Origin of the sequence: Collinsella sp. LCP19S3_C9 (assembly GCF_052121575.1) — a bacterium.
Taxonomy (GTDB): domain Bacteria; phylum Actinomycetota; class Coriobacteriia; order Coriobacteriales; family Coriobacteriaceae; genus Collinsella.
This window is the reverse complement of the sequence record NZ_JBQKDZ010000001.1, coordinates 154,125-170,634: the sequence shown is the minus strand read 5'-3', so window position 1 is coordinate 170,634 and position 16,510 is coordinate 154,125. Positions and strand designations below refer to the sequence as shown.

The 16,510-nt window shown below is 58.0% G+C and carries 14 protein-coding genes; 2 read left to right on the top strand and 12 right to left on the bottom strand.

All coding sequences use genetic code 11. The features are described from left to right. Positions 1 to 90 precede the first annotated feature (90 nt). From ACTQXI_RS00750 to ACTQXI_RS00740, 3 genes are all read right to left on the bottom strand, one after another. On the bottom strand, positions 91 to 669 hold the full coding sequence (locus ACTQXI_RS00750; RefSeq protein WP_441049076.1) for a methylated-DNA--[protein]-cysteine S-methyltransferase: 579 nt from the start codon (positions 667 to 669) through the stop codon (positions 91 to 93). A gap of 696 nt (positions 670 to 1,365) precedes the next feature. Further along, positions 1,366 to 2,391, bottom strand: coding sequence for an aspartate-semialdehyde dehydrogenase (locus ACTQXI_RS00745; protein WP_154514908.1), 1,026 nt, complete (start codon positions 2,389 to 2,391; stop codon positions 1,366 to 1,368). A gap of 220 nt (positions 2,392 to 2,611) precedes the next feature. Next, positions 2,612 to 4,000 carry an aspartate kinase gene (locus ACTQXI_RS00740; protein WP_441548125.1) on the bottom strand — a complete coding sequence of 463 codons (1,389 nt, stop codon included), beginning with the start codon at positions 3,998 to 4,000 and terminating at the stop codon, positions 2,612 to 2,614. A gap of 103 nt (positions 4,001 to 4,103) precedes the next feature. On the opposite strand from ACTQXI_RS00740, the gene thrC reads away from it, so the two are divergent. Further along, on the top strand, positions 4,104 to 5,621 hold the full coding sequence (thrC, locus tag ACTQXI_RS00735; RefSeq protein WP_441049351.1) for a threonine synthase: 1,518 nt from the start codon (positions 4,104 to 4,106) through the stop codon (positions 5,619 to 5,621). Positions 5,622 to 5,824: 203 nt separating this feature from the next. After that, positions 5,825 to 6,706, top strand: coding sequence for a homoserine kinase (gene thrB, locus ACTQXI_RS00730; RefSeq protein ID WP_154514914.1), 882 nt, complete (start codon positions 5,825 to 5,827; stop codon positions 6,704 to 6,706). A 395-nt stretch (positions 6,707 to 7,101) separates the two neighbouring features. Here the strand turns inward: thrB and ACTQXI_RS00725 are convergent, their stop codons facing one another. The 9 genes from ACTQXI_RS00725 to ACTQXI_RS00685 form a co-directional block, all read right to left on the bottom strand. After that, entirely contained in the window at positions 7,102 to 7,734 is a 633-nt protein-coding gene (locus ACTQXI_RS00725; protein WP_441048671.1) for a helix-turn-helix transcriptional regulator, read from the bottom strand. Between the two features lie 31 nt (positions 7,735 to 7,765). Next, positions 7,766 to 8,461 carry a DUF3990 domain-containing protein gene (locus ACTQXI_RS00720; protein WP_441548124.1) on the bottom strand — a complete coding sequence of 232 codons (696 nt, stop codon included), beginning with the start codon at positions 8,459 to 8,461 and terminating at the stop codon, positions 7,766 to 7,768. A gap of 87 nt (positions 8,462 to 8,548) precedes the next feature. Continuing rightward, a complete protein-coding gene (gene yihA, locus ACTQXI_RS00715; RefSeq protein WP_055252447.1) occupies positions 8,549 to 9,139 on the bottom strand; it encodes a ribosome biogenesis GTP-binding protein YihA/YsxC in 591 nt (196 codons plus the stop codon). A 42-nt stretch (positions 9,140 to 9,181) separates the two neighbouring features. Continuing rightward, the gene (mtnN, locus tag ACTQXI_RS00710) at positions 9,182 to 9,919 is read right to left on the bottom strand and encodes a 5'-methylthioadenosine/S-adenosylhomocysteine nucleosidase (protein WP_441548123.1); all 738 of its coding nucleotides are present in this window, start codon (positions 9,917 to 9,919) and stop codon (positions 9,182 to 9,184) included. Between the two features lie 79 nt (positions 9,920 to 9,998). Next, positions 9,999 to 10,832: a serine hydrolase gene (locus ACTQXI_RS00705; protein ID WP_441548122.1), complete on the bottom strand. Its 834-nt coding sequence runs from the start codon at positions 10,830 to 10,832 to the stop codon at positions 9,999 to 10,001. Positions 10,833 to 11,344: 512 nt separating this feature from the next. Beyond that, positions 11,345 to 12,163, bottom strand: a complete 819-nt coding sequence (pflA, locus tag ACTQXI_RS00700; RefSeq protein WP_427748367.1) for a pyruvate formate-lyase-activating protein — start codon at positions 12,161 to 12,163, stop codon at positions 11,345 to 11,347. Between the two features lie 186 nt (positions 12,164 to 12,349). Continuing rightward, entirely contained in the window at positions 12,350 to 13,204 is an 855-nt protein-coding gene (locus tag ACTQXI_RS00695; protein ID WP_441048675.1) for a DegV family protein, read from the bottom strand. Between the two features lie 277 nt (positions 13,205 to 13,481). After that, positions 13,482 to 14,924 (bottom strand): glycoside hydrolase family 32 protein, encoded by a 1,443-nt coding sequence (locus ACTQXI_RS00690; protein WP_441048676.1) that lies wholly within the window; start codon positions 14,922 to 14,924, stop codon positions 13,482 to 13,484. A 101-nt stretch (positions 14,925 to 15,025) separates the two neighbouring features. Next, positions 15,026 to 16,477 carry a PTS transporter subunit EIIC gene (locus ACTQXI_RS00685; protein WP_040358954.1) on the bottom strand — a complete coding sequence of 484 codons (1,452 nt, stop codon included), beginning with the start codon at positions 16,475 to 16,477 and terminating at the stop codon, positions 15,026 to 15,028. Between the last annotated feature and the right edge of the window lie 33 nt (positions 16,478 to 16,510).

Here is a 16,510-nt window from a genome sequence, read left to right as displayed (position 1 = left end):
AATTCCGGGACGTGGTTTCCGTCTGAGTCTCCATTCGGAAAGCGTGTCCCGTTCTTTCACGGCATCTTGGCTATGCAAAGCGCTCGAACGTTATTCCTCGTACGCGCCCTCAAGCCGAAGCAGCCACTCCTTGCGATCGAGCCCGCCGGCATATCCGTTAAGCGAGCCGTCGGCGGCAACCACGCGATGGCACGGCACGATAATCGAAATAGGGTTGCGAGCGACCGCAGCCCCCACCGCACGAGGAGACACAACGGGGTCCTCGTTCCCCGGCACCCGATGGCGGGCGGCGACACGAGCCGCAATCTCGCCATACGTGGCGACCTCGCCACGCGGAATAGAAAGCAGCTCAAACCAGACTTCACGCTGAAACGCCGTACCGATCATATGCAACGGCGGCGTATACAGAGGCTCCTGCCCTGCAAAATAAGCATTCAGCCAAGCCCACGAACGCTCAAGCACCGAAGAAGCCGCACCATGAGCCGGACTCGCCGACGACAAGCCACCAGCACCGGAAACCGCATCGGCCCCTTCAACATGTTCGGAGTCTTCCCGGAGAAGCGTGGAGCCAAAGTGCTCCTGCCCCTCAAACCAAAGCCCCGTCAGACCGCGGCCATCAGCGGCAAGCAGGATTTCGCCCAAAGGCGAAGCAAACGTCGTCGTGACCACCAGCGGCTCCTTTCAAAACTCCGCACCATAATACCGCGAATTGTGCAGACGACTCCGCAGATACGTCTGGGCAGGAACGCAATTGCTTAAGCGAGGACACTTTCCCCAATCAAGCGGAGAAGACGCGGGGCTTCGACGCCAAAGCGGTACCCCTACCAGCTGAGCTCTAATACTTTTCCCGAGAAGTGAACGAGTAAAAACGAGGCCCCGGAGCATCCACACTTTTTGATTACAAAACCGCAGGATTCGCGCAGCAAAGCCGCAGGAAATAGCGGTCAAAATATGCCAATGCTTCGGGGGTCCAAAATAGGTCGTTCACTTCTCGGGAAAAGTATTCAACTTCAATTCACCCCAACCCCAAAGTCGCCTCAGGCAGCAGGCGCGAAGCGCCGCAGCTGCCGTCACGGACCCGCAGTCCCCAAAGGAGGCAGGCGCAAAGCGCCGAGACCGCCGCCGGGACCAGGGCCCGCAACGGCCACGCGCCCTCACATCAGCCCAGCGGCCCCAACCAACAACGGCCCCATCGCAGGCCGCTCGCAGCCGAGTCACCGCAGGCGGGGCCGGGCTCAGCTTTCAGAACACTCCGCAGACCAGTGCGGCGCCTTGTCCGCGGCTCCGAAGGAGCAGGACAAGGCGCCGCACATGATCGAGGACGTTCTGAAAGCTGAGCCCGGCCCCCGCCGGACAGTTCCACCGCTACTCGCAGAGCAGCTTGGCGATCTGGACGGCGTTGGTTGCCGCGCCCTTACGGATTTGGTCGCCACAGCACCAGAAGGTGATGCCACGCGCGGCCTCGGGGTTCGAGATGTCGCGGCGCACGCGACCGACCCAAATCAGGTCCTGGTCGGAGGTGTCCATCGGCATGGGGAATCGGTCGTGCGCATCCTCGGCACCCAGGTCGTCGACCAGCTTGACACCCGGGGCAGAAGCCAGCGCAGCACGGGCTTCCTCGACCGTAATGTCGCGCTCAAACTCGAGCGTAATGCTCTCGGAGTGCGAGCGCAGCACAGGCACGCGCACACAAGTGCAGTTCACGCGCAGCTCGGGCAGGTGCATAATCTTGCGACCCTCGTTTTGCAACTTCATCTCCTCGGAGGTAAAGCCCTCCTCCTTGACGCCGCCAATCTGCGGAATCAGGTTGCTCGCCAACTGGGCGGCAAATGCGCGCGGCTCGGGAATCTCCTCGCCACGACCCAGGGCGGCCAGCTGGGCCTCGAGCTCGGCCATACCGGGAGCACCAGCGCCCGAAGCCGCCTGGTACGTCGAGACGATCATGCGCTTCACGCCGGCAAGCTTGTGCAGCGGCCAGGTGGGGACCAGGCCGATGATAGTTGCACAGTTAGGGTTAGCGATAAGGCCGTGATGCCACTTGATGTCGTCGGCATTGATCTCGGGCACGACGAGCGGCACCTCGGGATCCATGCGGAAGGCGTGGCTGTTGTCGACCACGACGGCGCCACGCTTGACGGCCTCGGGCAGCAGCTCCTTGGCGATATCGTCGCCGGCAGCGCCGAGTACGATGTCGCAGCCCTCAAAGGCCTCGGGGCAAGCCTCCTCAATAACCACCTGCTCGCCGCGGAACTCGACGGTCTTGCCCGCAGAACGCGCGCTCGCCAGCAGCTTGAGCTTGCCAACCGGAAACTCCTGCTCGTTGAGGCACTCGAGCATCTGGGTGCCCACGGCCCCCGTCGCGCCCAAAATAGCAACCGTGTACTGTTTCATGCTTCCCCCTTTGAAGGTTGTGGCTTTTGCCCGCACGCCGAGCAGGCAGGATATTCTTGCCCAGTGTATACAAGAACGGGGCGGACACGAAACCCACCCCGTCGAAACGAAACCGAAACGAAACGCCCCGCGCTAGATTTTTTGGAACATGCCTCAAAACCCACTCATGCGCCAAAAGGTAGATTTCTAGACATATCCCAAAAATCTACCGGAATGGTCGCTATTTGTGGAGGGCAGCCAGGGCGGGTTCAATCGGTGCAGGAGCCTCCAGATCGGAGACCTTCACAATGCCGTTCTCGTCGGAGAAGGCACGGTAAATGGTCTGAATCGCCAGGTCGAAGTCCTTATCCTCGACACCGATAATGATGTTGATCTCGTCGCAGCTCTGCGAAATCATGCGCACGCTCACGCCAGCCTGGCCGAGCATGCCAAACAGGTGGCCGGAAATACCTGCGCGGCCGCGCAGGTTACGACCGACGGTCGCGATGAGCGCCAGGCCCTCGACAACCTCAATCTCGAGCGGCTCAACCTCCTGCTGGATGTCGCCCACGAGCGAGTACAGCGAATCGTGCACATCCTGCTCCTGCACCACGGCGCCAAAGCGGTCGACGCCGGTGGGCATGTGCTCGACGGAAACGTCATAGCGCTCGAAGACCGAAAGTGCACGGCGCATAAAGCCGACGCGGGGCTTGGTGCGATCGCGGGCCACGTTGATGGCGACAAAACCGCGCTTGCCGGTCACGCCGGTAATGATGGGCTCCGCCTCGCCCTCATCAGCCGTCTCGCTAATGATGGTGCCGGGGTCCTGCGGCGCATTGGTGTTCTTGATGACCAGCGGAATACCCGCCTCGCGCACGGGGAACACGGCCTCCTCGTGCAGGACGCTTGCGCCCATGTACGAAAGCTCGCGCAGCTCCTCGTAGGTAACGCGCGCAATGGGCTGAGTCTCGGGAACAATACGCGGATCGGCAGAGTAAAAGCCCGAGACGTCGGTCCAGTTCTCGTAAAGGTCGGCGTCCAGACACTTGGCCAGGATCGAGCCCGAGATATCGCCGCCGCCACGATCGAGCAGCTTAATCTGGCCCTCACGCGTCGCGCCGTAGAAACCGGGCATAACAAAGCCGCCCTGCTGACCGTACTCCTGCACCAGCTCGGAGGTGCGGTTCATGCTGAGCGTACCGTCGTGATGGAACGCCACAACCGTCGCGGCGTCCAGGAACGGCAGGCCCAGGTACTCGGCCATCAGGCGAGCGGTGAAGTACTCGCCGCGGCTCACAAGCTCCTCGGTGGAGTAGCCGCCCGAGCGGGCGCGCTCGGCAAAGGCCGCGAACTCCTCACGGATGGGATAGGTGAGCTCCAGCTCGTCAGCGATATCAAAATAGCGCTGGCCAATGTCCTCGAGCAGCTCCTCACACGACACGTGATACTTAACGTGCGCGTTAACCAGGTAGAGCAGGTCGGTCACCTTGGTGTCGCCCTTAAAGCGGCGACCGCAGGCGGAAACCACCACAAAACGGCGGGCCGGGTCGGCATCGACGATGGCCTTGATCTTCTTAAAGTGTTCGGCGTCGGCGACCGACGAGCCGCCAAACTTGGCAATCTTAATCATGGGCTGGAGGTTACCTTTCTAAAAGCCTCTGCGAACCTATTTTGCGCGCTCTGATACCATGGTTTCACCGATTGGGACCAAGGCATCCGAGGAGCAGTGTTATATGGGAACTTATCATAGTACACGAGGACGCACTTTATCGTGCTCAAGTAAGGTGGCAATCCGCACCGGCATCGCTCCCGACGGGGGTTTGTTTGTCTCGGACGAGCTCGGCACCCAGCAGGTCGATATCAGCTCGCTTGCAGATAAATCGTACTTTGAAATCGCTCAAGATGTGTTGGGAATGTTACTGAATGATTACACGGGCGAAGAAATTTCGGCCTGTGTGAATGAGGCATATCGCGGCACGTTCGCGAGTGAAGAGGTTACGCCGCTCGTCAAACTCGACGCTGCGCCGGGCGCTGACGCCCCTCAGACCTATGTGATGGAGCTCTTTGGCGGCCCCACGAGTGCCTTTAAGGACGTCGCCCTGCAGATGCTCCCCCGTCTCATGGCCCGCACTTCCGCCAAGGACGGCGGCGCCGAGCGCATCATGATCGTCACCGCCACGTCGGGCGACACCGGCAAGGCCGCACTCGCCGGTTTTGCCGACGCTCCGGGCACGGGCATCACCGTCTTTTATCCCGAAGGCAAAGTCAGCCGCGTGCAGAATCTGCAGATGTCCACACAGGAAGGCGATAACGTCGCCGTCTGCGGCATTCGCGGCAACTTCGACGATGCCCAGAGTGCCGTCAAGCGCATCTTTGCCGATAAGGAGCTTGCCGAGCGCTTGGAGGCCGCCGGAACGGTGCTTTCGAGTGCCAACTCCATCAACGTCGGCCGTCTGGTGCCGCAGGTCGTCTACTACTTTGCCGCCTATGCGCAGCTGTTGCGCGCCGGCGCCATCGAGGCCGGCGACGCCGTGGAGTTCTGCGTACCGACCGGCAACTTTGGCGATATCCTGGCCGGCTACTATGCCAAGCGCATGGGTCTGCCCGTCGCCAAGCTCGTCGTCGCGAGCGACAAGAACAACGTGCTGGCTGACTTCCTGACCACCGGCGTCTACGACCGCAACCGTCCGTTCTTCACGACCATCTCGCCGTCGATGGACATCCTCATCAGCTCCAACCTGGAACGCATGCTCTACTTCCTGTCCGATGGCGACTGCGAGCTTGTTGCCAGCCTTATGGAGCAGCTGGCAAAGACTGGTCACTATGAGGTTCCCGCCGACCTGCTGGCAAAGATTCAGAGCGTCTTTGGCTGCGGCTGGGCCAGCGAGGACGAGGTGCGCGCTGCCATCAAGAGCTGCTGGGATGCGAACGGCTACGTGATCGACCCGCACACCGCTTGCGGCTATCACGTCTTTGAAAAGGTCGCTCCCGCCGAGGGGGCCAAGGCCCGTGTGCTGCTTTCGACCGCCAGCCCCTACAAGTTCCCGCGTGCCTGCTGCGATGCTCTGGGTCTCAACGTTCCCGAGGACGACTTTGAGGCCATGCGCGTGCTCGAGCAGGCCACCAATACGGCCGCACCGGCACAGCTCGCCGAGCTCGAGTCCAAACCCGTCCGCTTCGAAGACGTCTGTGACGTCGATGAGATGGCAAGCTACGTCGAGTCTGCAGCAAAAAAGATGGCTACCAACTAAAACCCTCATTAGGCGCCGGCGAAAGCCGGCGCACCTTCTTTTATCAGATAACCCCCGGGATGATGACGAACGCGCACAGCGTGCCTGGCTGTTTAGTTCGTCGCGAGTTCCGCACGCAAAGGAAAGCACTTAATGTGCTTTCCGTCTTGCGCAGGACTGCCCGAGCAGCGAACTAAACAGCCAGGCACGCCAGGAGGACCCACATGATCAAAATCACCGTCCCAGCAACCAGCGCCAACTTGGGCATCGGCTACGACACCCTCGGCATGGCCGTCAGCCTCTACTCGCACTTCACCTTCGAGCGCGCTGACAAGCTCACCATCACGGGCTGCCCCGAGGAGTTCCAAAACGAGAACAACCTGGTCTACGTCAGCTTTGTCGATGCGCTGGCCGCATGGGGCGAGCCGGCTTTTCCCGTTGCCATCGACATTCAAACCGATGTACCCGTCGCTCGCGGCCTGGGTTCCAGCTCCACTTGCGTTGTCGCTGGCATTATGGCCGCCGCCGCACTGACAGGCCACACCGTCGACCGCGCTGAGCTCGTCCGCATTGCCACCGAGGTCGAGGGCCATCCCGATAACGTCGCTCCCGCCATCCTGGGCGGCGCCGTCTGCTCCTTTACGCCGACCGATTCGCTCCCCCAGTGCCTGCGCTACGAGGTGAGCGATCGCTTGCGTTTTATTACCGTGATTCCGCCCTACGAGGTTCACACGAGCGAGGCGCGCAAGGTCGTGCCGCAGGAGATTCCGCTCTCCACCGCCGTATGGCAAATGGGCCGTATCGCCGGCATGACGCGAGGCCTGGAGGCTGGCGACCTCGACCTGATTGCCGCCGCCAATGACGACCGCATCCAGGAGCCCTATCGTCGTCGCCTGATTCCCGACTACAACGCTGTGCGCGACACCTGCCTTAACGGCGGCGCCAAGACCATCTGGATCAGCGGTTCGGGCTCTACCCTTATGGCTGTGACCGACGACACCATCGTGGCAAAATTCCTGCAGGTCAAGCTGCGTGAGCAGTTCCCCAAGTGTGAGACGCACATTCTGACGTGCGACACCGAGGGCGCTCAAATCGAGTACCTGTAGCGCCCTGTCTCATTGCTCTCACCGGTCTCCTTGGGGCTTCCCATAAAAACGACCACGAACAACAAGGCCCCCGGGGGGCGCTGCGCCCGCCGGGCCAATTCGATCTGCGGATTGTTTTCAGGGGAAGCCCCAAGGAGACCTACGCGACCTCGACAGGATAATCGCATTCGCTGATTTAATATTGCGCTCCTTCGGAGCTGCGGATAAGCGGGCCTCGTGCTGCGGAATGTTTTTAAGGGGATGCCCCCGGGTGGCCCTATGGCAACGTGGCTAGCGATGTCTATAGGGACCCACGCTTTGAAAGGGCGCCGGGCTGAAATTATGGCCCTTTATTGATAGGGGCTCTTGCTAGGCTGTAGCACTTACCAGCAACAGGCTTCGACTGTGTGCTTGGTTTACGCCGCACTGGGTTCCTTGTATTCGAAGACTGGTTCTAGGAGATCTTCGATGTTGCAGTGGAGGGCTTTTGCTATGGCTCTTACGCTTGTTACCGAAGCTTCATTGATGTTTCTCTGGCGCTGCTCGTACATTTGGATTGAGCGGAGTGACACACCCGATTCGTATGCTAGGTCTTGTTGGGTTTTCCTAAGCTTCTTTCTTGCTAACGCAAGTTTGGTTTGCCTGGACGCTTTTTTCGCCATATCGCAGACGAGGCGAGCCACACGTTCCTCCGATGCTTCGTGCCAGGGGTAATACAGACTGCGCAGCACATCAAATGGAACGACATGCAGCAAATCTTCGAAAGACTCTCCTAGGCGCCACTGCAGGTATGCCAGCATCCAGCCCGCCCAATATTCCGGCGTCTTCTCAAATCGATAGGTGCAGTCCGGTATAGGCCTGTTTTGATAGCCCGACCTTTCAGCGATAAGCGCGAACAGCTCAACACCCGATTTTCCCGACACTACCCATGCGTTGCCGCGTTCAAACTCGCGAGCAACCCCGCTCAGGCAAAAGAATTCAGCAACTTCAGATCCTTCTGCTCCATAGTCATTGACGGCATAGTCGAAGCAGTCGCCGAGGTTGTTCATTGCGTCCTCGAGGTAGTAGACGGGATATGTCCTACTCGGCCCACGATCTGTTAACTCTTGGATCATTTAAATCAACCCTCCCTGCCATTAAATCCCTAATGTCCATACCTTCGGAATCGAAGCCATTGACCGTATCCAAGTATTTGCGTCGAGCATTCTGCTCTCGCTCAAAACGCTTGGGATAAAACTCAGACCCCGAAGCCCGCTTCCAATCGCAGAATCTAATCATCGAAAATGCGCGCTCGCTCATAAGGGCATATTGGATACCCAAATCACCCAAGCACATGATACGTTGCAGCTGTCTGAGCGATATCATGCCGCTGACAAACTGTCTTGCAAACGAAAAATAGGAGTCGTCAGCACGATAGCCTCGAATAACGTCATAAGGAGATGTATCAATTAAGCAGTTATCAAGTAGATAGCGAAGCCCTTCACGCGCCAATGGCGTCGAAACATTGAACTCTCTGTTATTCGCCAGAATTGCAAGCCAATTGAGGATTGAAAACTCCCCAGACTCCAAATCCAAGACCGAAAGGCCATCTAAATCAAGCTCATATCGATTGGCAACGCCATCAGACTCGGTCCGGCATGCCCATTCCATCGCCATTTCCTCATGTGGCGTGCAATAAAACCCGCGCCCATAGTCATTGAATTGTCTGCATTTATCCAACGACGGACGTTCGACAACAACCTCCGACCCGTGCCAAAGCTCCATATCGACCTCCAAAAAAATATCACCCCAGTGATAGTGTACCAACAACTATCACTAGGGTGATATAGATAGATGAAAACTATTGTCTGCCAAGAGCCCCTACTAGAGGCAGGCCTCGGCAATGCGGCGCTTGAGCTCGTCGATGCCGGTGCCGGTCTGGGAGCTTGTGATGATTACGTTTTCGGCCGGGACGTTGAGTTGCTTTTTGATGGCTGCCGCTTGGCGTGCCTGCTGGGTGCGGCTGAGTTTGTCGGCCTTGGTGAGGCAGACGATAAAGTTGAACTCGTTGCCCTGCAGGTAGTCGATCATGTCATGGTCGAGCTTGCTGGGGTCATGGCGAATGTCCACCAGCGACACAACCAGGTTAAAGCTGCGCTCGGAGTCGAAGAAGTCGCCGATGAGCTCGGCCCAGCGGTCGCGCTCGGCCTTGGAACGACGGGCGAAACCGTAGCCCGGCAGGTCCACAAAGTGCACGTCGTCGGCCTCGAAGAAATTGATATTGCTCGTCTTGCCCGGCGTGCTCGAAACCTTGACCAGGTTCTTGCGGCCAAAGAGCTTGTTCATGATGGACGACTTGCCCACATTGGAGCGGCCCACAAAGCTCACCTCGGGACAGGTGGACTCGGGGATCTGCGAAACCTTGCCGTAGCTGGCGACGAACTTGGCAAGCTGGTAGTTAATGGAATCGGCCATGGATACTCCTTGGTCGTAGGTTCTTACAATAGGGGTGCACGATTACGCAGCGGCGATGCAGCGGACGATATCGAGTGTAATGCCGCTCGCGGTGCGGGCGTACTCGTCCAAATCGAACTCTCGCTCGCAAAACGCGTCATATGCCTCGTCACAATTATCGCTGATAGCACGCAGCACCAGACAATCGACACCGTTCTTGGCTGCAATATGGGCAATCGCAGCACCTTCCATCTCAACGCAATCGGCATGCGTCGCCTCGATGGCGGCGGTGCGCATGGCGTCGCCCGTTACAAAGCGGTCGCCTGTAGCGATAGTGCCAACCAGGAACTGTTTAGGGTCCTTCTCCGCAGCGGAATCGGAAGCGTCAGCATCGATAAACCCATGTTCGGCAAGCACGGTGGTGGCGATGTCAACCAGAGACGGTGTCGAGGCAAACTCCTCAAGCTCCGGCGCCGACTCGGCGATGAGCGCCGTGTCGGTATCCAGATAGCGCAGGCACTTGCCAATAACCACGTCATTGATATGGAGTTTGGAGTTTAAGCCACCCGCAATGCCCGAAAACACAACGGCCTGCGGAGCATATCTGCTGATGAGATGCTGTGTTGCACCAGCGGCGTTTACGGTTCCCATGCCAGCGGTCGTGGCGACCACTGACAGACCGTTGAGCTCGCCGCTTACAACGCTCAAGCCCGCCTCTTGCGACACATGGGCACCGTTCAGTTCTTCTTTAATCTGCGCAACCTCTTTTTCGAGTGCACCGATGATTGCGATGGTAGGCATACCATCCCCCAAACCTGTGAAAACTGTTTATCCACGGTATGGTACCAGCATTTTGACTCAACCGCGCAATACGAAGCCGTTAGGCCAGCGTAGCGCGGGTATCGTAGAGCGCCTTGGCGATGGCGGCCACGGCCTCACTCGAACGGTCACTCCACGGCATCGATGACATGATGCTCATAATGTAGGTGTCGCCATCGACATCGATGAGGCCAGCATCGCACGTCGCATTGCAACCTGCCTCGCTGATCCAACCGGCCTTGTTACGCACCATGACATGGTCGTCCGCAATGCCGTCACGGATAAAGGACCGGGTCGTAGAGGCCAGAAGGCCCGACAGCCATTGCGACGTCTCGCTCTCGCGGCTCAAATACTCGCTCATCTCGCGCCACAACTTGGCCGAGGTGCGCGGGCAGTAGGTTGGGAAATCGCTCATTGGATCGAGCGCGACCTCGTCTTCGACGCCGAGTGCGGCAATCCAATCCTCGTAGCCATCTTGATCAAACGTTGCACGCAACGCGATAAACGAGTCGTTATCCGAGTTGACGACCGAGGTCTCGATCAGGTCGCGAACCGTCAGCCAGCCCATACTGTAGCCGCCATAGGTGCCCAGAGTATCATCGAGCGATACTTGCCCTGTCTCGACCAGTAACTCGCAGACGTAGAGTACATAGAGCGCCTTGTAGCTGCTCGCACCGTACACCTCGGCGTCCGCGTTATACGTCACGCCCTTGCCGCTCGACAGATCGTAAAACACCACACCCACGTCGCCCAATTCCCGGGCCTGATCAAGGGTATCTTGGAGCGCGGCGAGGCTCTCATCCTCAAGGACGGGGATCTGGTCATCAACCAGTGAGAAGGTCTGCACGGTATCGCCTGAGGGAATATCGTTAAAGTCCGCCTTCGAAAGCCTCATCTTGAGGCTCGCTGTCGACAGGGTTTGACTTGTGGTGGCTTTAGATTTAGAGACCTTTTTGTTTTGCGTCTGTACCGTTGACGCATCTGAGTGTGCCATTCGCTCCGACGCGTAGGTTTTAGCGGTAATTCCGAGGATAATAACCGCCAACGTTAGCATCCCAATGGCGGCAATCTTCGTCACGCGGATGCGAGCGTCGGCAAGGCCACGCGAAGACGTGCCCTTCGTCTCATATCTGCTGCTATGCTGCGGCACATGCTCGTCCCGCGATGCGTTGTTTCGCACGTGGTCTCCTGATTGCTCCCGTTCATATACGAGCAGCATAATACCGAGCAGGCATTTCTTTCCAAAGATATTCAGAAGCGTTTAAGGTGTCTTTAAAGAAACCACAAGCGTATTTATCCAAATGGCACGATTCTGTTGCGCATCTCACCGCAACCCAGAGAGCAGTCTTTTTAGGACGGGGCTCTTTTAGCTACTTCTCCACCCTACCGGCCCCAAATGAGCTACCCCTAGCCGATGGCGTTTTTGAGTTCCGCGCGGCGTTTTTTCATGCCCGTCATGACGGCGTTGCGCAGCTCGGGCATGCGCGCAGTATCCATCTGCGGAACGCCCTCGAGCTTATAGGGAATCCCCAGCTGCTCATACTTGACGACGCCCATCGTGTGATACGGCAGCATTTCCAGGCCCACCACGTTATGCCACGGGGCAATCAGACGACCGAGTGCCTCGCACTCCTCTGCCGTGTCGGTAATGCCCGGTACTACCACGTGACGGATAACGACCTTGATCCTGCGACGCGCCAGCTCATCGCCAAACGCCAGGATGCGCGCAGGATCGCAACCGGTCAGCTTTTTATGCTCGACGGGATCGGCGTGTTTAATGTCGAGCAGCACCATATCGGTCTCGTTGAGTACGGCATCGAACTTCTCGGGATGCGTGGGGTCGAACGCATAGCCGCAACTATCCAAGCAGGTATGTACGCGACCATCGGGGTTGTTGTGCATTGCGCGGAACAGGTCGGCCAAGAACTCAGGCTGCAGGAGCGGCTCGCCGCCGGATACCGTAATACCACCGCTGCGGTAAAACTCATGGTTGCTCTGGAACTCGTCTATCAGGTGCTCGACGGTCACCATGGTGCCGCCGTTAACCGACCAGGTATCGGGGTTGTGGCAATACGCACAGCGCATGGGGCAGCCCTGAACAAACACCACAAAGCGGATGCCGGGTCCATCGACCGTTCCCATCGTCTCGATCGAATGCACGCGGCCCAGGGCAAACGCGGAGTCCTCAGGACGAGCGTCCATGCCCTCGAGCTTCATCTCAGCCATTCCCGCTACCTTGCCTCTCATTGGTTTTAGCTACATAAATGCCAGAGTCATTCTAGCCTATATGCTTGATGGCGAAACGGTTTAGCGGTCAATTGGATTGTCCTATTTGGCCCCATGCAAAAGCGGCGGGAAGGTTGTCGCAACCCGCCCGCCGCCGAGGCAATAGAAATCGATAGACGCCAGGCGTTACGCCTTGAGCGTGAGCACCACGCCGAAGGCGGTCGGGCCGCAATGGCTCGAGATGACGCCGCCGACCTGAGTCCAGGTAACGTCCTTAAAGCCCAGGTCGTGCGCATAGACTTCCATGTCGTCGCGCAGCTCCTCGGAAAGGCCTACCGAATACGCCAGGCCAATGTGCGAGTAGTCAATTTCGCCCTTCGCAACCATGTGGTCAATAAAGGCGCGGGCGCACTTGAGCATAGAGCCGCGGAACTTCTTGGTCGCCACGAACTTGCCACCCGTTACCTCAATGCAGGGCTTAATCTTGAGCAGATGGGCGCCTAGGAACGCGACGTTGGACAAGCGACCGCCCGCCTTAAGGAAGGCAAGGTCGGTAGGAACAAAGCCCAGCAACACGCGGTCCATAACGGAGCTCGCGAAGGCGAAGATCTCGTCGACGGTGGCATCGGGATGAGCCTCGATGTATTTGGCGGTCTCGACGACAACAAGCGACTGGCCCACCGAGACAAAACGCGTGTCCATGGAGAACACGTAGTCGCGCCCCTCTGCCGCAATCTTCGAGGACTGATGCGAACAGGTCGTGGCCTCGGAATACGCAAGATGCAAAATGGTCGCGTCGGGCTGTTCGGCGTGAATGCGGTCGTACACGCGAGAGAAATCTGCCGGCGCGCAGCCGCTGGTCTTGGGCATCACGCCAAACTCGTTGCAGCGCGAATAGATCTCGAGCGGATCGATCGAGCCGTCCTCGACGGTCTCGTCACCAATCGTGACATGCATGGGCACACGCACGATGCCGTAGCGTTCGCAGAGCTCTGGCGTCACATCCGAACCAGATTCAACCACGATTACGTACTTGCCCATTCTTATCACGACCCATCTCGACGTTGACTTTTTAATATGTGACGCACGTCCGCCGTCCTGCTACAGAACGGCCTCCAAGCGCCAAAGAGACGCCGTCCCTTGCACAAAACAAAGGACAGCGTCTCCCTGGAAAACTCCGTTCTTAACTGAGATTTTACACGGTTTATTACTAAGTGTTACTTACTCCGCAAACGGTAGCTATACGCGATAAACGGTAGTTGGCCGCGGTAACTGCGACACATTCCGCCCAGCAAGTCCAATCGTACTCCATGCACGGTTAATGCACGAGGCGGTAGAAATTCATCGATGCCGCACCCTCGGCATGCAGCTCCATCGCCGGAACCGCCGGCGAATAGGTACGGCTCGTAAGTGCCGCCTCGCCGCCATTTGCAAAAATCTCGACCATCGTAGTGTCCGAAAGCACGCGCAGGTCGCGAAGCTCACTGAGCTCGATCGACCTCTGGTCGCGCCCATAGCCTTCGTCACCCATGTCGAGGGTAAGCATCCCGTCTGCATAGCGCACAAAGACACCCTTGCGGATTTCGAGCTCGATCACCTGGGCGCCCTCACAGGAAACCACAAGATCAAACAGGCGGCCCGGCTCCTCAACGGTTTCACCGCCTGTCGCGCGAACGCAGTCGCCGCGCATCCTCTCAATCTCGTGCGCCGGCTGCTGACAGAGCTTACCATCGCGCATGCTCAGTTCTCTCGGCACCGTCAACGCGCACTGCCACCCGCGTGCCACCGTCGGGCTTTTTGCCGTCGCATCGGGGCAACCCGACCATCCGATCATCAAACACCGACCCGCAGCATCCTCAAAGGACTGCGGTGCGTAGAAATCAAAGCCGGCATCAACCATCGGGGGCATGCCCTGCCCGGTGATCTTAAAACTCGGTGCCTCCCAATCGGCCTCGATGGGAAACCACACGCACTGGTGCGGATTGCGGTAACGCCAACCATCGGCGGGCACGCCCTGCGGACAGCAAACGAGAATAAGCTCGCCATCAAGCTCAAACAGATCAGGGCACTCCCACATAAAGCCAAACTTCTCGCCCAGCTCAATGCGCGTCGCATAGCTCCAGTCCTCTAGATCGCTCGAGGTATAGACAAGCACGCAGCCGCAGTCGTCTTTCGTACGAGCGCCCAGAACCATGTAGTAGATACCATCGTGTTCAAGGATTTTGGGATCACGCACGTGCGTACCGATATCGTCGGGGTAATCGACCGGCCCAACAGCTATGCGCTTCTCGCCCAATTCGTCGGGGTTCTCGGCAACCATATGAATCTGGTTTTGCTCACGGCCCGTCAACACGTAGTCGTAATCATCGCGGTCAAAATGCTTGACGTTGCCGGTATAGAAGTAGTGAATCTTGCCGTCGTGTACAAAGGCAGAACCAGAATACGCTCCGCTCGAATCCAAATCGGAATCGGGGAACAGCACAGGGCCGCGATTCTCGTACGTCACAAAATCCTTTGTTGTCAGATGATTCCAAAGCACTGGACCGCCATGCGCAGCATCGAATGGATCGTATTGGTGATAGATGTGATACGTATCACCGATCTGCACCAAACCGTTGGGGTCGTTGAGCCAGCCAAGCTCAGGCTCCACATGGAACAGGAGCCTATCGGGGTCGGACGCGATGCGACCCGCCGTCTCATCCTGTCCGGCACGCCACTGCTCATAGTCCGCGCGTGTCACCTTATTTTTTTGATTAAACATCGCAGTTGACTTTCTCGTCTATGGGGAAGGACGCTCGACTCACACGAGTCGAACGCCCTTCCCCAAATGGACTTATCCTCAGATTACGCTGAACGGCTCAACTAGAAGCTGACATCGAAACCAGCACCAGCACCCTCTTCATCAGTGGTCGGCACGCCCTTTGCCTTGTTGTAGGCAAAGATCAAGACGATCGGCACGATAAAGGCGATGAGATTGCCAGCCACATACCACACGAGCGTCTCGGGCGTGACGATGAGCAGGCCAAGCACGCCGGTCAGACCCTGACCGATGGCGCGCACCTCAAAGAGCTTCACGAAGGCACCGCCGCAGCCTGCACCGATGCAAGCGCAGATGAACGGGATGATCGAGTAGCGCATGTTTGCAGCAAAGATTGCGGGCTCGGAGATACCGACCAGCGTCGGGATAAAGGACGACATGCAGATGTTGCGCTCTTTGGAATGCTTCTTGTGAATGAGGTACATGCCGATGGCGCCGCCGCCCTGGGCGATGATGGAAACCGACCAGATGGCCTGGATGTAGTTGAAGCCAGTCGTGGCGACGAGGTTTGCCTCGATACCCTGGATGAACTGATGCGTACCGGTAACGACGAGCGGCTGCAGGAATGCGGCAAAGACAAAGGCACCGAAGACGCCCATCCTGTTGTACAGGATATCGATTACACCGGCGAGGACGTCGCCGATCAGGTTGCCGAGCGGGCCGAACACGGTGAACAGGGCGACGTTAGCAAGAATCAGGGTAACGGTCGGGACAAAGACGAACGAAACGACCTCGGGGATGTACTTCTGGGCAATCTTTTCGACCTTGGCCATAAACCAGGCAGTCAGGATTGCAGGGAACACGCCGCCCTGGAAAGCAACCATGGGAATGGAGAGCGGACCAAAGTTCCAGTACTCAGCACCCGTCGGGTCCATAACGAACGTGTTGCGGTTCATAAGGCTCGGGTGAACCATGACGATACCGACGAGGATGCCCAGAATCGGGTTACCGCCAAAACGCTTCACCGCGCTGTACATAACCAGGACAGGCAGGTAGTCAAACGTGGTGGCGATAATGGCAAAGAAGCTTGCGAGGTTCTTGAGGAACTCGCTGTGGTCGGCAAGGCTGCCCTCCATGCCAAAGAGGCCGTTGGCAACGATCAGCGACTTAAGGCCGATAATGATAGCAGCGCCGACGAAAGCGGGAATGATGGGGATAAAGATATCCGAGAATACCTTGAGGACCGAGAAGAACTTGCCCTTCTTGTCCGCCTCGGCGCCCTTGACCTCGGAAGCGCTGATCTCCTTAACGCCCGTCAGAGCCATAAACTCATCGTAGACCTTGTTGACGGTACCGGTACCGAAGATGATCATGAGCTGGCCGCTGTTGTACAGCACGCCCTTGACGCCATCGATGTTCTCGAGCTCGGCCTTGTTGTACTTGCTCGTATCCTTGAGCACCAGACGCAGACGCGTAACGCAATGCGTGGCGCCCTCGATGTTCTCCAGACCGCCGACGTTATCGACGACTTGCTGAGACACTACTTTGTAGTCCATGTTCCTCTCCATTCCCTTACGAAATCATAAAAC